The following is a 16,102-nucleotide window of genomic DNA, read 5'->3' on the forward strand; positions in this document are numbered from 1 at the left end:
GCGGGCGATGAAAGAACCAATTAAAAAACGCAGCGAAGTCGCTGCGTTTTTTTAGTTTGTCTGTTCACTTGTTTCGCTGGTGGTGTCTTCGGTAACGGCAGTTTTAATCGAAGAATCCACATAGGGTGCATTAGTTAGGTTTATTTGTAGCTTAACCACGCTACCGACAAGATCAATCAGCGGTGCCCATTGCACTTTCTTTTCTTTCTCGAACACGTAATCGAAGTTCTCAGGGCTCCAATCGATGAAGTATTGAGGGTTAAGTGTGCGCCCTAAAAAGCGTACTTCATAGTGAAGGTGTGGTCCGGTTGAATTACCGCTATTTCCACACGTAGCGATGACGTCTCCTTTGCTGACGAACTGCCCACTCTTAGCTTTAAACTTATGTAAGTGAGCGTAAGAGCTCATAAAACCAAATGAATGGCGCACCGTCATATAGTTACCATAACCTTGACGGCTTGGTCTTACTGTTTCAATAACGCCATCGGCTGGCGCTAAGATTTGTTCACCTGTTTTACAGGTTAGGTCGATACCAGTATGTAACTGGCGTTTACCAGAGATAGGGTTAGTACGTCGTCCATAAGACGAGGAAACGCGCTGATAAGTAACCGGGCTATCATTGGGAATTAAGCGCAGCATTGTGGCACGAACTGCGGAGTCAATGGCGGCCGCATCAATACGCTCCGCTAATGGCATTTCAGCATCGTAGAGCTCTTCATCGGTGAGACCAAGAACTGTTTCCACGTCATTAACTCGTTTGCTCAGGAGTTGGAGCTCATCACGTTTCTCTTCAAGTTCTTGAGAAAGATCGTGAGTGACATTGACTTGTTCTTCCAGTTTAGCTTCAAGTAGCGCTTTTTCTTGCTGTAGATCCGTCAGAGACACTTCAGTAGATGACAGCTGTGTTTGAGATTGGTTATAGGAATAACCGACTAAGCCCAAGGCAACAGGAAAGGCTGCAGCGAAGAGGATGGCAGTGTAAGTACGCTTTCGTCCTAAACGCAGAGTTCGTTTCTTTCCTTGTTCATTCGGTATTACTACCTTGATTCTATTCGGCATAGTGATTATCGCTACACCACATTTGTCTATGAAATGTGGTGATTTTTCAGTTAATTTCGTTATTTTGTGGGTGAAAATCACAAAAAAGAGGGCGCTATTATTAGCGCCCTCTTGAAAAAAAACAAGTTTATCTCAAATTCAAACGGTTATTTTGAGATGCGTTTGTATTTAATACGGTGTGGTTCAGCAGCTTCTGGACCCAAAGTCTTCTTCAGCCATTCCATGTACTCAGTGTAGTTACCTTCATAGAAGTTAACTTGACCTTCATCGCGATAGTCGATGATGTGAGTAGCGATACGGTCTAGGAACCAACGGTCGTGCGAGATAACCATGGCACAGCCTGGGAACTCTAGTAGTGCTTCTTCAAGTGCACGTAGAGTTTCAACGTCTAGGTCGTTGGTAGGCTCATCGAGTAGTAACATGTTGCCACCCGCTTTAAGAAGCTTAGCTAGGTGAACACGGTTGCGCTCACCACCGGAAAGTTCACCGATGATCTTCTGTTGGTCGCTACCTTTGAAATTAAAGCGTGAGCAGTACGCGCGCGCAGGAATTTCAAAGTTGTTGATCTTAATGATGTCAGCGCCTTCTGAGATCTCTTGGAAAACCGTATTGCTATCGTTCATTGAATCACGGAACTGTTCTACAGAAGCCAGTTTCACGGTATCACCAAGTTCAATCGTGCCGGCATCTGGTTGCTCTGTGCCACTTAGCATTTTGAATAATGTCGATTTACCCGCACCGTTAGCACCGATGATACCTACGATAGCACCTTTTGGAATGCTGAAAGAAAGATCATCAATCAGTACACGGCCATCGAATGACTTAGTCAGGTTGTTCACTTCTAGAACTTTATCACCTAAACGCTCACCTGGTGGAATGAATAGCTCGTTCGTTTCGTTACGTTTTTGATGATCGCCACTTTGTAGCTCTTCAAAACGTGCCATACGTGCTTTTGACTTCGCTTGACGGCCTTTAGGGTTTTGACGAACCCATTCCAGCTCTTTCTCAATGGTTTTCTGACGAGCTTTCTCTTGAGACGCTTCTTGTTGTAGACGTGCATCTTTTTGCTCTAGCCATGAAGTGTAGTTACCTTCCCATGGAATACCTTCACCACGGTCAAGCTCAAGAATCCAACCTGCTGCGTTATCTAAGAAGTAACGGTCGTGGGTAATCGCAACAACAGTGCCATTGTAGTCCACTAGGAAGCGTTCAAGCCAAGCAACAGATTCGGCATCTAGGTGGTTGGTTGGTTCGTCAAGAAGCAGCATGTCTGGCTTCTCAAGCAATAGACGACAGATAGCGACACGGCGACGCTCACCACCGGATAGGTGTTGAATCTTCGCATCCCACTCAGGTAGACGAAGAGCGTCAGCGGCACGCTCTAGGGCGTTCTCTAGGTTATGGCCATCTTTCGCTTGGATAAGAGCTTCTAACTCACCTTGTTCTTTAGCCAATGCGTCGAAGTCTGCATCTGGTTCAGCGTAAGCCGCATACACTTCGTCTAGACGCTTCATTGCACCAGCAACATCGGATACTGCTTCTTCAACGATTTCACGAACCGTTTTTGATTCATCAAGAACAGGTTCTTGCGGCAAGTAACCTACGTTTAGACCAGGTTGCGGACGCGCTTCACCATCGATATCAGTATCAATACCCGCCATGATACGTAGAAGGGTAGATTTACCAGCACCATTTAGGCCTAGAACACCGATTTTTGCACCAGGGAAGAAGCTAAGAGAGATATCTTTAAGGATTTGTCGCTTTGGTGGCACTACTTTGCTCACGCGCGACATGGTATAGACGTATTCAGCCATTGCCGATCGTTCCTACTTTTGAAGTCAATAAAGTTGTTATTTTACACTACGCAGTCAGAACGTTTCAATTTTCGTTGTGCGATCTTAAGCCTCAATATCATTCAAAATGCGCGGTTTCGCCAAGAGTCAGGGAATTCTCAACAATGGAAACAAATTCTTAATGACAAACCCATTGGCAAGAAGGAGTAATTGGTCTTAAATTGAAGATTGACCATGTATTCAAATGAAGCTGACAAGGCTCAATAAAAAACGACAACAATAAGCTCACTGGTCATTCTTCACAGCATCTAAGGAAATCGGTACATGCTTTTATACGGACGGTATAAGCAACGACTGTTAGCAGTTACTTCGGTCATAGTAGCCTCACTGGCATGGCCTGCATTTGCGGCAGAAACAAAACTAGAACAACAACGCTCAGATTATGATAGGGCGCAAAAGCTCATTGATAAAAAAGATATCAGTGGCTATCAAAAACTTCGGCCTAAAATTGAAGATTACGCTTTGACTCCTTATGTCGATTATCGAGTGTTTTCTTTGCAGCTTGCAGATAAGTCGATTGAGGACGTCAATACGTTTATTGAGCAGCATAAGGGTTTCCCTTTCTCCTATCGTATTAGAGCGCCGTATTTGGATCAATTGGCCCGTCAAAACAAATGGCAAGACATTCTAACCTTTCAAACCTCTTACCCAAATGGCGAGCGATATCAATGTCACTACCACTATGCTCAGCTTAAAACTGGGAATAAACAGGAGGCGTACAAAGGCGCTCAAAACTTATGGTTGAGTGGAAATAGTGTTGATAGTGCTTGTGATAAGTTATTCAAGGAATGGGATAAGTCAGGAGCGCTGACCGACCAACTGATTGTCGAGCGAATGATCCTTGCTTTTGAAAAGCGTAATGGGTCATTAATTAACTATCTAAATAAGAAGCTGGCAACATCGACAGGTAAACAGCATGGGAAACAAATTAAAGACCTGTTCAAATCACCTAATAAGGTGGTGTCTTTTGCTGACAGTAAATTCCCACAACCGTATAAAAACCAGCTAACTGAACTGTCACTCCGAAAGTTAGCTCGTAGTGACAGAGATAAAGCAAGAACCGCACTAACTCAACTGAGTAAAAATGCCTCGCTAGACGATGAGTTGCAACAGTCGATGCAAGATTATGTGGCGATGCGTTACATCACGACGGATTCCGAAACCGAAGCTAACTGGCGTGATAAAGTGCTTAGCCAATCAAGCAATGATGGTTACTTGGAACGTAGAGCGCGTCTTGCGGTGCAACAAGCCGATTGGAAAGACTTGAACCGTTGGATTAGTAAAATGTCGCCAGAGAAACAAGAAACCAGTCGTTGGCAATATTGGTTGGCGCGTTCTGAGTTGGTAACAGGTAACAAAGAGCAAGGACAACAACGCCTAGAAGGGATTGTAGGTCAGCGTAACTTTTACAGCGCCGCTGCCGCGACATACCTAGAGCACTCTATTGTTTATCCTATTTCCACGACAGTGTTAGACCCAAAAGTCGTAGCGCCGTATCAAGCTAGCTTAGATCGAATCGAAGAGTTGATTGAGCGAGACAAAATAGCCGCAGCTAAATCAGAGTGGCGTTTCTTGTTGTCTAACGTAACTGCGAATGAGAAGCAGATGTTAGCGGCTTATGCTGGTAAGAAACATTGGCATCACTTCACCGTCGTTGCGACAATTTCTGCCAAAATGTGGGACAACATGTCATTGCGCTTCCCAACGGCTCATCGCTGGTGGTTTGATTTCTACAGTGACAAGCTCGACCTTGATAGCGTGTTACTCATGTCGCTAGCACGTCAAGAAAGCGCGATGGATGTGGAAGCGCGCTCTCCTGTTGGTGCTCGCGGCGTGATGCAGATTATGCCAGCTACGGCAAAGTATACTGCGAAAAAGCACAAGATACGCTACGGCAGTACTAGTGACTTGTATCAGGTGGGTAAGAACATTGAGATAGGCTCGCACTACCTTAATGAGCTGCTTGATAACTACGATGATAACCGTATCTATGCATTAGCTGCCTACAATGCAGGGCCTAACCGCGTAAAACGTTGGCGTGAAGCTTCTGATGGCAAGTTAGATGCCATCGCCTTTATTGAAGCGATACCTTTTAGAGAGACTCGTGGTTACGTTCAGAACATTCTAATGTTTCAAGTCTACTATCGAGATTTACTTGGTGTTCAGGGAAGTTTCCTCACTGAAGCGGAAGCGAAAAAACGTTACTAGTGGAGATGGGCTACCAATTCATGTGGGCTTGGAGTTAGAATGGGTAACTGGATGTTTCTGATGGAATATTAAATGGAACCACACTATCAAGACTGGCAACAGGTACTCGACCTTATTCAGCGTTCGCAAAGCAGTGAGCAGCAAGCAATGCTGATGACGATGTTGCTAACACCAGATGAACGTGAAGCAGTGACGGCGCGGGTGAACATTCTCTGTGAGTTGTTAAAGGGAGACATGTCCCAACGCCAAATTAGTCAGATGTTAGGCGTAGGTGTGGCAACCATTACTCGCGGCTCTGCGGAAGTAAAGCGCTTGGCCGACAAAGATAAGAACGCGCTTAGCGACTTATTGCTTAAGTAAGCGAAACCTATGGGTTTCGCTTACCTTGTCAGAGAAAACGTCTTTAGAAGTGTTCAGGATTGGTAAATGGGATCAGCGCCAGTATTAACGCTTGGTGATACACAGAACTGCGTGTGAGCTGATGCTGGGTTAGTAAACCAATTGCCCCGCCTTTTTGTTTGATATTATCGGTACCAAAGGTCTTATCCATCACATCGCCTAGTTCAACGCTTGGCGACAGCTGGTCTACGACTGCGGGTGGAAGCATTAGACTCGCGCTTCTTGATTCGCCCGTCTGTGTCTCTGTTTCAATAATCATCCATGCAAACGTGGAATGCCCATCTAAACCAGCTTCAATCCCAACATAGAAATCACCGTCTTTGATGGTTTTCTTGGCATTGTGAACTCGTGTTTTAGCACCAAGATGAGTTTCATCATTGCTCATAGGTTGCTCGGCCACGCCACTTGGCACGTTTACCCCTTGAAAAGTGAACGTTTGGCTAGGAAAAGCGGATTCAAAGGCGCTTTTTACGGCATTGATTTTGGCTGGGTTAAGCGACGCGATAACCACTTTGTTCATTATTACTTATCCTGTCTATACGTTTGGGCTTAATTCTAACGTAAATCTACCTTAGATTTGTCATTTAATAATGATGTGTTTTTTATCATTAGTGTGAGTGCTAAATGCCTCCATTAGGAATAATTAGAATTTATATGGTACGATGTTCTGTTTTTGATGGTAATGTTGTACGCATAAGAGATAATAGAAATGAGATTAAAAAAAGTAGTGGTTGCCTTAGGGCTTATTTCTCTTGTTGGTTGCCAAGCGACGCAGCGACAAAACGCGACAACAGGAGAATATGAGACAAACTCAGCAACCAAAGGAGCTGTGATTGGCGCAATTGCTGGCACAGCTGTTGGTATTGCTTCAGGTGGTGATAGCCGTGGGATTCTTATTGGTGCGGCGAGTGGCGCAGCGTTGGGTGGTGGTGTCGGATATTATTTCGACCAACAAGAAAAAGCGCTGAGACAAGAGTTGTTAAATTCAGGTGTGCAAGTTGAGCGTGTTGGTGACAATCAACTTTTATTACGTTTAGAGAACGGTATTGGTTTTGACAGTAATTCTCACGCTCTTAACAGTAGTATTCACAACACACTGAGAGGTGTAGCGCGTATTTTGGTTGAGTATCCTAATACCAGTTTAGTTATCGAAGGCTATACAGATAGTACGGGTAGTGCTCAATACAACCAAGAGCTATCAGAAAAGCGCGCTGAGCAAGTACGTTCGTTCTTGATTAGTCAGAATGTAGCGGCAGGTCGTGCGGTCGCTCGTGGTAATGGTGAGCGATTCCCAATTTGCAGCAACTCTACACCAGAGGGGCGTCAATGTAATCGTCGAGTGGAGATTAAGATTCTGCCGCTCAAGTAGCTTTGAAGACAGGCCACAGCTCGTAAAATAGAAATAGCCCCAGCTCATGATGACTGGGGCTATTTGTTTTTATTCACCTAAATCGGGCATCACTGGTTTTACGTTATCGATAGGGTAGCAACCCAGTACTTTAAGGTATTTAGTGATTTTTATAAGCTCATGAATGGCTTGTTGCATTGATTCTGAGTCTTTATGGGCTTCCACATCCACATAAAACATCTCTTCCCAAGGATTACCCATAATAGGGCGTGACTCGAGCTTGGTCATATTGATTCCATAGCGCTGGAGCACTAAGAGGGTTTCAACCAACGAACCTGCTTGTTGAGACGTCGCCATGATAAAGGTAGTTTTTGCTGGAATTTGCGCTGACACTTCAACAGGCTTTCTTGCAACGACGATGAATCGAGTATGGTTTTCTGTCTGATTAGCAATGTTGCTTTGAATCGATTGCAAGCCATACAGTTTGCCGCTGGCTGCGTGGCCGATTGCAGCAACATCGTCTCTATTAAGCTGCTGAACTTTCTGCATTGCATCCGCTGTGCTTGCACAAGACTCTAGTTGAACGCCAGATAGTCTGCCCAAGAACTCACTGCATTGCTGATGAGGTTGTGGGTGAGAGTACAGCGTTTTGATGTTTTCCAGACGAATTTCTTTGGTTGCAACCAAGCAGTGCTCAATAGGTTGGGTGATTTCACCAACGATATGTAAAGTCGTATGTTGCAGTAAGTCGAATACTTCATTAATTGAGCCAGAGCTGGTGTTTTCAATAGGCAATACACCGAAATCAGCATGACCTGACTCAACCGTTTTTGTGACTTCTTTAAACTGGTCACAATTGAGTTCAATGAGCTCCGTGTTCTTGCGAGAGAAATAATCTCGGCTTGCTAGGTGTGAATAAGAACCCTTAGCACCTAGAAAGGCCACTCTAGCAACAGGTTTTCTGCTTTGTTGCGGGTTGGCTAGGTTTTGTAGGTAAACCTGTTGCAGCAGAACAGAATCTTCAATGATGGTGTGGAAGATCTTTGTGATGTAAGACGCATCCAGCTCGTACTTGTCTTTACCGTTATTAATGAGCTTAACCAAAAGCTGTTGCTCACGAGCGGCATCACGAACCGGTTTTGAGGTTTCTACTTTGCTTTTTGCTACTTCAATGCTGAGCTTGCGACGTTCAGAAAGAAGCTGCAACAAGTTGTCGTCTAGCTCGTTCAGACGTAAGCGAATTTCTTCAAGTGAGTAGTTTGTGTCTGTCATCAAATAATCCTTATAAAAAAACCTCCCATTGGGAGGCTTTCCGTTCGTTTTTGACTTTTCTTTCGAAAACGAAGAAGCCTCCAAGCCTAGTGGAGAAAAAAGAAGTCAAAAAAGAACAGATTAATCGGGTACATAGAAAATGTAGTCTTAAGTTTTTTTGGGCTAAGCCACACAATAAGCAAGGGAGTGGGGAGCGTCAAGCAAAAAAATAGCGCCTTACGGCGCTATTCTACAATCGTTTTATTTACGAGCCTTTATTCGGTTTCTTCTACTAACTCAGGCTTATCCGTACGTCTCGCTTCTGGCTTATGTCTGAGTTTGTTTAGCTGACGTTCTAACTTCTGTTCTACCTCGTTAACGGCAGCGTATAAATCTTCATGAGTAGCGGAAGCGACAAGTTTGCCTTTGGGTACCGTAATGGACGCTTCGAATTTCATTTGTTTGTTCGGCTCTTCGCTGAAAGCAGTCTGGCAACTAATGATATCCACTTGCCATTTTTCTAACTTCTTAAACTTGCTTTCGATATGCTCACGGATTGCAGAGGTGATCTCAATGTTTTTACCAGTGATGTTTACTCTCATATGTTTTTTCCTCTGTTGCATCCCTCATGGGTTAACTCCAGATTACTTATCCATGGAGAAAAGAATGTGATCTAGATCACTAAAATGATAGGGTTTTTCGCATCAAAATTTAAATGTGATCTAACGCAAAACTTTTTACTGTTAACACATGAAAAGACTTTCTTTTCCGTCAAAAGTCATTAATTTGGAAAGAGTAGCGCACTGAAAATCCTCCATTTTTGGCGCGTTTTTACGACCTAAGAAATCTCCTGCTTAAAATTCACTCGACTTTAAAATGTGATCACTATCACTCAGTAATGGTTTCTTCTTTTGACCCCAAAACTCGATAAAATTCAATGTCACTATTTAGTGCTTGTTGCTCCTGCCTGATCTGCTGTAGAGACTCTAGCTGTTTGTAGATAACATAGTATCGGTTGATATTGGCCACGTAAGTAACGGGCTCAGAGCTGATATTTCTTCGTGCCATCAGCTCCACATTGCCAAACCATTTATTGGGGTCGTAACCGTGCTTGGTAGCTAAGCGCCGCATTTTAGCGATGTTTCCCGGACCTGCATTGTAGGCCGCCAACGATAAATAAACTTTGTCATCATTACTTATCGCGTCATCGCTAAAGTATCTATCTCGGATAAAGCGCATATATTTCACGCCAGCATGGACGTTATTCTCAATTTTATTGATGTTTTTGATGTTTACATTGCGATCACGAGCGGTACTTGGAAGGACCTGCATGATGCCAACAGCGCCTTTGGGTGAGACTTTGTTTTGGTTTAGCTTAGATTCTTGAAAAGCCTGTGCGGCAATCATAAGGAAGTCAAAGTCGTATTTGTCGCCATATTTCTTGAACAATGAAATCAGCTTATCCAATTGTTGGACATTCTTAGGATCAAGGGCCTTTGAAAACCAGCCTGTGTTATCCAAATATTTGTTATAAATAACATTACCGAGCAATGTGCCTTGCTTGGCCGTTTTAATATAGGCGTTTACTTGTTTCTCTAATTTTGGTGAGTCTTTGCGCATGGCCCACGCGATTTGACCATCTTTACTCAATGGTATTGAGTCATGGATATTCAAATCGTCAAACGTCTTGTCCCAAAAGAATGCTTTATGGCTATCGAGGACGGTCGCTCCAATATAGCCTTGCTTGACCATTTCGACCAATTCGTAGTCTTGAAGCGTTTCTTCTAAATACTGAACGTAGACAGGAGGCTTATCATTGCTGGTTAGTTTTTGATTTAGTGCCTGTAAGTTCTCGAAATAACTGGAGCTTCCACGAACCCAAACTTCTTGACCACTCAGGTCTTCGACACTTTCTAAAGACGGATAATCGCTAGTCGTCACAATCAGCTCGCTGATGTCAGAGAGAATCGGGGTACTGAACTGAATGATTTCTTGTCGTTTGGGTGTAATTGTGAGGTTTGCGACAACCAGATCTCCATAGCCATTAACTAAAGCCGGAATGAGGTCGTCTCTTGGTACAGGAATAACCTGTACTTTCATCTTGGAGTATTTCTTTTTGAGATTTTTCTCGAAGTGATAGAGCTGTTCCGCTCCAATCCCTTTGGGTTGTCCTTTTTCTATGTAATAGAAACCAAGATCAGCAGAGACCAAAACGCGAATAACACGCTTCTCTACTAAACTATCCAAATCGCCAGTATAGGGTTCATTACTTAGAGGAGTTAACTCTAAAGCCCTTACTGGAAGTGTCATGATCCCTATGACAAAACATAATAAAATCGCCTTCACAACTATCCCTTTTTGCTACTTAGCTAAAGATAAATATATAAATAAAAAAGGAATTTTGCCAACTTATGGGCACAAAAAAGCGCTGCATTGGCAGCGCTTCTGGAAGGCGGATTTGTCTATAACCCTAAAGTGGGTTTAGTTCCATTAATTTCTCAGTACGCTCAACTTGCTCTTGCATTCCTAGTTCTTCGTACGCTTTCTTTTGCAGTACTAAAGATTGGCGAGCTGCTTCTGTATCAGGATAGGTTTTTTGAATTTCTTGAGCTCTATTGATAGCGGCAATCCAAGCTTCACGTCGGATATAGAAATCAGCGGTAGCAAGGTCATATTTAGCCAAACGGTTTTTCAACGCAACCATACGTTTCTGCGCGTCTTCGGCGTAAGCACTATTCGGGTAACGTTTTAGTAGGCGATCGAAATCAGCAAATGCAGCTTTTACTGGCTCAGGGTCGCGGTCTGAGCGATCGATCCTGAGAATGTCATGCATGAAGTTTCTGTCTTGTGCCATATGCGTTAAACCTCGCATATACAACACCCAGTCAGAACGTTCGTGAGTTGGATTCAATCGAGAGAAACGCTCTATCGTAGCCAGACCCAGCGCTAAGTCATCGTTCTTGTAGTAAGCGTAAATCAAATCAAGTTGTACTTGTTCAGTGTAAGCACCAAATGGGTAGCGAGAATCCAGCGCTTCAAGGCGCTCAATGGCTGATGTCCAGTTACCACCTTGTAACGATTCTTGAGCTTCAGCGTAGAGCTGGGAAGGCGGAACATCTGGGACGGTGACTTCTTTGTCAGCACAACCAAACAACAAAGCTAGAGAAAGCAAGCTTGTTAGTTTAAGTAGTTTCATACGAGAACGAGTTTCCTTGACGTAAATATTTTTCCGTGTCCATTACTTTTCTTCTCAGTAACAGATACAATGATGGGCTATATTATCCACACTCGTGGTATTAGTCCCAAGGTTTTTTAAAAAGTTCGATATGGCTCAGCAGATTGAATTAACAAATACAGTAAAAGACAGCCAGTTAGGTCAACGTTTAGACCAAGCTGTAGCTGAATTGTTCGCAGATTTTTCTCGTTCGCGCCTGAAAGAGTGGCTTCTGGACGGAAAAATTGCCGTTAACGGTGAGGTAATCACTAAACCGCGTACCAAAGTTATGGGCGGCGAGTTGATAACCGTTCAAGCTGAACTAGAAGATGAAGAGCGCTTTGAAGCTCAAGACATTCCTCTTAATATCGTCTACGAAGATGATGACATTATTGTGATCAATAAGCCAAGAGATTTCGTTGTTCATCCTGGAGCAGGGACACCAGATGGCACGGTTCTTAATGCGTTGTTACATCATTTCCCGGCAATCGCAGAAGTACCACGCGCAGGTATTGTTCACCGCCTCGATAAAGATACGACAGGTTTGATGGTTGTCGCTAAGACGGTTCCTGCTCAAACTCGATTGGTACGTGCTCTACAAAAGCGTAACATCACCCGTGAATACGAAGCTATTGCTATCGGTAAAATGACGGCTGGTGGTATGGTAGATAAAGCGATCGGTCGTCACTCGACTAAACGTACACTGATGGCTGTGAACGAACTTGGTAAACCTGCGGTAACTCATTACCGAGTTGCAGAACATTTCCGAGAGCACACTCGTATTCGTTTGCGTCTAGAAACGGGTCGAACTCACCAAATCCGTGTTCATATGTCTTATCTTCAGCATCCACTGTTAGGTGATAGCGCTTATGGTGGCCGCGCTCGTATTCCACGCGGAGCGAGCGAAGAACTGACTCAGATGATTCGTAGCTTTGATCGTCAAGCTCTGCACGCGGTAATGCTTAAGTTTGCGCATCCAGTTACTGGAGAAGAGATGACTTTCCATGCTCCTATTCCAGATGACATGGTGGTCATGACGGAAGCGTTGCGTGAAGACGCTAAGTTAAACAAAGAAGAAGATTATTAATGTCGCTTCTGACGCCAAACTGGAGCAAACCTAATAATGTTGAAGCGGTAAGCTCAACACGTGAGAATGGAGTCTCAAAGGCTCCATTTTCCAGTTTTAATTTAGGGATGCATGTTGGTGATGAACCTTCCGGTGTATTGGCAAACCGTCGAGCACTGGAAATCAGTGCGAATATGCCGTCTTCTCCTGTTTGGCTTAATCAAACTCATTCGACTAGAGTCGCTATCGTTCAAGCTCCAACTGAACTGGTATTGGACGCGGATGCGAGTTTTACACGAACGCCCGGTGTCGTCCTTAGTGCCATGACGGCAGATTGCTTACCAATTCTAATATGTGCAAAGGATGGAACAGCAGTTGCTGCGGTCCATGCAGGATGGCGTGGATTGGCCGACGGGATTGTCGAAAAGGCCGCTGGCCTGTTCGATAGTGAAGCACAGGCTTGGATTGGACCAGCAATTGGCTTTGAGTCTTTTGAAGTTGGGCTGGATGTGAAACACGCATTTTGTCAGATGAATCCTGAATATGGAATTGCGTTTAAAGAAAGCGTGAATCCAGAGAAATGGCTTGCTGATCTGGCACTCATTGCACAGATGAAATTACAAGCTTCAGCGATCAGTGATGTAACGCTGAGTAACTTATGCACATTTAGCGATGAAAAGCGTTTCTTTTCTTATCGACGTGATGGAAAGACAGGTCGTATGGCAAGCTTTATCTGGATCAGTCACTGATTTTCACTCCTTTGTCTTGAAATCCGTTTTGCTAGCAACCATCTTAATTGCATAACAAGCTGTATGTAATTTAAACGGGGGTTGCTATGCGCCTAGATCGATTTACTAGCAAATTCCAAATTGCTATTTCTGATGCTCAGTCATTGGCATTGGGTCGAGATCATCAATATATTGAACCTGTTCACCTTATGGTTGCTTTGCTTAACCAAGAGGGCAGTTCTATTCGTCCACTATTAACCATGCTGAACGTCGATGTGGTTCAATTACGTTCCAAGCTGTCTGAGTTAATGGACAAACTTCCTAAAGTCACAGGTGTCGGTGGCGATGTTCAGCTGTCTAGTGCTATGGGGCAAATATTTAATCTCTGTGACAAAATTGCTCAAAAGCGTCAAGACGCCTATATCTCTTCTGAGATCTTTTTGCTTGCAGCAATAGAAGATAAAGGCCCTTTAGGTGCACTTTTGAAACAGCAAGGGTTAACAGAAGCAAAAGTAAACCAAGCAATTGAGCAAATTCGTGGTGGTCAGAAAGTAGATGATCCCAATGCGGAAGAAAAGCGCCAAGCTTTGGAGAAATTTACCATCGATCTTACTGAGCGAGCGGAACAAGGCAAGCTTGATCCGGTCATTGGTCGTGACGATGAGATTCGCCGCACCATTCAAGTACTTCAACGTCGTACCAAAAATAACCCCGTCATTATAGGTGAGCCCGGTGTAGGTAAGACAGCTATAGTAGAAGGACTAGCACAACGCATTATAAATAATGAAGTCCCTGAAGGTTTGCGTGGGCGTCGTGTTCTTTCTTTAGATATGGGCTCACTGGTGGCTGGCGCCAAATATCGTGGTGAGTTTGAAGAGCGTTTGAAATCGGTCCTAAATGAACTAGCTAAAGAAGAAGGTAACATCATTCTCTTCATCGATGAGCTGCACACTATGGTTGGTGCTGGGAAAGGTGAAGGTTCGATGGATGCAGGCAATATGTTAAAGCCTGCATTAGCGCGCGGTGAACTGCACTGTGTAGGTGCGACAACATTGGATGAATATCGCCAGTATATTGAAAAAGATGCGGCGTTAGAACGACGCTTCCAAAAAGTACTGGTTGATGAACCAAGCGTCGAAGACACCGTAGCGATATTACGTGGTTTGAAAGAGCGTTATGAGCTCCATCACCATGTTGAAATTACTGACCCTGCTATTGTTGCTGCAGCGAGTTTATCGCATCGATATATTACTGATAGACAACTACCCGACAAGGCGATCGACCTTATTGATGAAGCCGCGTCGAGCATTCGACTTCAGATAGATTCGAAGCCAGAATCTTTGGATAAGTTAGAACGTAAAATCATTCAACTAAAAATCGAGCAGCAAGCTCTCAAAAATGAGTCGGATAATGCTAGTGAGAAGCGCTTGCTTGCTCTCAATGAAGAGTTAGAGTCAAAAGAGCGTGACTATGCGGAGTTGGAAGAAGTCTGGAATGCAGAAAAAGCAGCGCTATCGGGAACTCAACATATTAAGTCTGAACTCGAACAGGCAAGACTCGATATGGATGTGGCAAGACGTGCAGGCGATTTGAACCGAATGTCTGAGCTACAATATGGCCGTATCCCAGAGCTAGAGAAACAACTCGATTTAGCGACTCAAGCTGAAATGCAAGAAATGAGCTTGCTTCGCAACAAAGTGACAGATGCTGAAATCGCGGAAGTATTATCAAAGCAAACTGGGATTCCAGTATCTAAAATGCTTGAGGCAGAAAAAGATAAGCTTCTAAAAATGGAAGATGTTCTGCACAAACGCGTCATAGGTCAAGCGGAAGCTGTCGAAGTTGTATCTGATGCCATTCGCCGTAGTCGAGCTGGCCTCGCGGATCCTAATCGTCCAATAGGTTCTTTCTTATTCCTTGGCCCAACTGGTGTGGGCAAAACGGAACTATGTAAAACGCTTGCAAGTTTTATGTTTGATAGTGAAGACGCCATGGTGCGTATCGACATGTCTGAGTTCATGGAGAAACACTCAGTCGCTCGTTTAGTAGGTGCCCCTCCCGGTTATGTAGGTTATGAGGAAGGTGGATACCTAACGGAAGCCGTTAGACGTAAACCATACTCGGTTATTTTGCTGGATGAAGTTGAGAAGGCGCATCCTGATGTTTTTAATATTCTACTGCAAGTTCTCGACGATGGTCGCTTGACCGATGGACAAGGTAGAACAGTCGACTTTAGAAATACGGTAGTCATTATGACATCGAATCTTGGTTCATCTCGTATCCAAGAGAATTTCCAGGTGCTTGATTATGAGGGTATTAAGCGAGAAGTAATGGATGTTGTGACCTCTCACTTCAAGCCAGAATTCTTAAATCGTGTAGATGAAAGTGTGGTCTTCCATCCTTTGGGTGCGGAGCACATTAAATCTATTGCGGGTATTCAGTTGCAACGCTTGGGCAAACGCATGGAAGACAATGGCTACCACCTAGTGGTTGCCGATGCAGCTTTAGATTACATCGCCAAAGTAGGTTATGACCCAGTATATGGAGCTAGACCGCTTAAAAGAGCTATTCAACAAAGTATCGAAAATCCGTTGGCTAAAGAGATACTTGCCGGCAAAGTTGACCCGACTAAGCCAGTTCGTTTGATAGTGAACAACGACAAAATTGCTGTCGGGCAGTAAATAGCAAGGGAAATAGACTAATAAAAGGGGGCTTAGCCCCCTTTTTTGTGTCTTTTTTCGACGCTTTGTTTCTTTTGTGTTCGAACGGCTGTAAAAAACGATTTTATTTCAAATTAGCGCTTGCCAAGAATTGGTTCATCTCTATAATGCCACCTCGCTGACACGGGATGAGGCAACTAAAAGCCTTCACGAGTTAGCAGGTCAAGTTGCTTCTAAAGAAGTAAAGCAAAATTAGTTAGGAAAGTGGTTGACACGATAACTGAAATAGCTAAAATGACCGTCCGTTTTGAGTAAG

Annotated in this window: 13 protein-coding genes and 1 other annotated feature; of the genes, 6 read left to right on the forward strand and 7 right to left on the reverse strand. The window is 43.9% G+C overall.

The annotated features are described in order from the left end of the window. Nucleotides 1-51: 51 nt before the first annotated feature. Both OH456_RS19045 and ettA read right to left on the reverse strand, forming a co-directional pair. The gene (locus OH456_RS19045) at nt 52-1,059 is read right to left on the reverse strand and encodes a M23 family metallopeptidase (protein WP_038223937.1); all 1,008 of its coding nucleotides are present in this window, start codon (nt 1,057-1,059) and stop codon (nt 52-54) included. A gap of 146 nt (nt 1,060-1,205) precedes the next feature. Then, nucleotides 1,206-2,873: an energy-dependent translational throttle protein EttA gene (gene ettA / locus OH456_RS19050; RefSeq protein ID WP_006072920.1), complete on the reverse strand. Its 1,668-nt coding sequence runs from the start codon at nt 2,871-2,873 to the stop codon at nt 1,206-1,208. Nucleotides 2,874-3,176: 303 nt separating this feature from the next. On the opposite strand from ettA, the gene sltY reads away from it, so the two are divergent. Together sltY and trpR are read left to right on the forward strand one after the other, a co-directional pair. Beyond that, nucleotides 3,177-5,120, forward strand: a complete 1,944-nt coding sequence (gene sltY / locus OH456_RS19055) for a murein transglycosylase (protein ID WP_270034053.1) — start codon at nt 3,177-3,179, stop codon at nt 5,118-5,120. 72 nt (nt 5,121-5,192) lie between these two features. Then, nucleotides 5,193-5,480 carry a trp operon repressor gene (gene trpR / locus OH456_RS19060; protein WP_006072922.1) on the forward strand — a complete coding sequence of 96 codons (288 nt, stop codon included), beginning with the start codon at nt 5,193-5,195 and terminating at the stop codon, nt 5,478-5,480. A gap of 43 nt (nt 5,481-5,523) precedes the next feature. Here the strand turns inward: trpR and yjjX are convergent, their stop codons facing one another. After that, nucleotides 5,524-6,039 carry an inosine/xanthosine triphosphatase gene (gene yjjX / locus OH456_RS19065; protein ID WP_006072923.1) on the reverse strand — a complete coding sequence of 172 codons (516 nt, stop codon included), beginning with the start codon at nt 6,037-6,039 and terminating at the stop codon, nt 5,524-5,526. 189 nt (nt 6,040-6,228) lie between these two features. Here yjjX and OH456_RS19070 point away from each other — a divergent pair, with 189 nt between their 5' ends. Next, nucleotides 6,229-6,888: an OmpA family protein gene (locus OH456_RS19070; RefSeq protein ID WP_006072924.1), complete on the forward strand. Its 660-nt coding sequence runs from the start codon at nt 6,229-6,231 to the stop codon at nt 6,886-6,888. A gap of 69 nt (nt 6,889-6,957) precedes the next feature. Here the strand turns inward: OH456_RS19070 and pheA are convergent, their stop codons facing one another. The 4 genes from pheA to bamD all read right to left on the reverse strand — a co-directional run bounded on the left by pheA (nt 6,958) and on the right by bamD (nt 11,314). Further along, on the reverse strand, nt 6,958-8,139 hold the full coding sequence (gene pheA / locus OH456_RS19075; RefSeq protein ID WP_006072925.1) for a prephenate dehydratase: 1,182 nt from the start codon (nt 8,137-8,139) through the stop codon (nt 6,958-6,960). A gap of 12 nt (nt 8,140-8,151) precedes the next feature. After that, nucleotides 8,152-8,271: a sequence feature (Phe leader region), on the reverse strand. Between the two features lie 122 nt (nt 8,272-8,393). Then, nucleotides 8,394-8,720 carry a ribosome hibernation-promoting factor, HPF/YfiA family gene (hpf, locus tag OH456_RS19080; protein WP_006072926.1) on the reverse strand — a complete coding sequence of 109 codons (327 nt, stop codon included), beginning with the start codon at nt 8,718-8,720 and terminating at the stop codon, nt 8,394-8,396. 286 nt (nt 8,721-9,006) lie between these two features. Continuing rightward, nucleotides 9,007-10,428 carry a lytic transglycosylase F gene (locus OH456_RS19085; RefSeq protein WP_270034054.1) on the reverse strand — a complete coding sequence of 474 codons (1,422 nt, stop codon included), beginning with the start codon at nt 10,426-10,428 and terminating at the stop codon, nt 9,007-9,009. 160 nt (nt 10,429-10,588) lie between these two features. Beyond that, nucleotides 10,589-11,314 carry an outer membrane protein assembly factor BamD gene (gene bamD / locus OH456_RS19090; protein WP_006072929.1) on the reverse strand — a complete coding sequence of 242 codons (726 nt, stop codon included), beginning with the start codon at nt 11,312-11,314 and terminating at the stop codon, nt 10,589-10,591. A 130-nt stretch (nt 11,315-11,444) separates the two neighbouring features. On the opposite strand from bamD, the gene rluD reads away from it, so the two are divergent. From rluD to clpB, 3 genes are all read left to right on the forward strand, one after another. Then, the gene (rluD, locus tag OH456_RS19095; RefSeq protein ID WP_171389603.1) at nt 11,445-12,419 is read left to right on the forward strand and encodes a 23S rRNA pseudouridine(1911/1915/1917) synthase RluD; all 975 of its coding nucleotides are present in this window, start codon (nt 11,445-11,447) and stop codon (nt 12,417-12,419) included. Next, nucleotides 12,419-13,147, forward strand: coding sequence for a peptidoglycan editing factor PgeF (pgeF, locus tag OH456_RS19100; RefSeq protein ID WP_270034055.1), 729 nt, complete (start codon nt 12,419-12,421; stop codon nt 13,145-13,147). The genes rluD and pgeF overlap by 1 nt, the downstream gene beginning before the upstream one ends. An 86-nt stretch (nt 13,148-13,233) precedes the next feature. Then, a complete protein-coding gene (gene clpB / locus OH456_RS19105; protein ID WP_006072932.1) occupies nt 13,234-15,807 on the forward strand; it encodes an ATP-dependent chaperone ClpB in 2,574 nt (857 codons plus the stop codon). The last annotated feature ends 295 nt before the right edge of the window (nt 15,808-16,102 follow it).

It is taken from the genome of Vibrio sp. La 4.2.2 (genome assembly GCF_027586995.1).
In the GTDB taxonomy this organism is placed as follows: Bacteria; Pseudomonadota; Gammaproteobacteria; order Enterobacterales; family Vibrionaceae; genus Vibrio; species Vibrio mediterranei.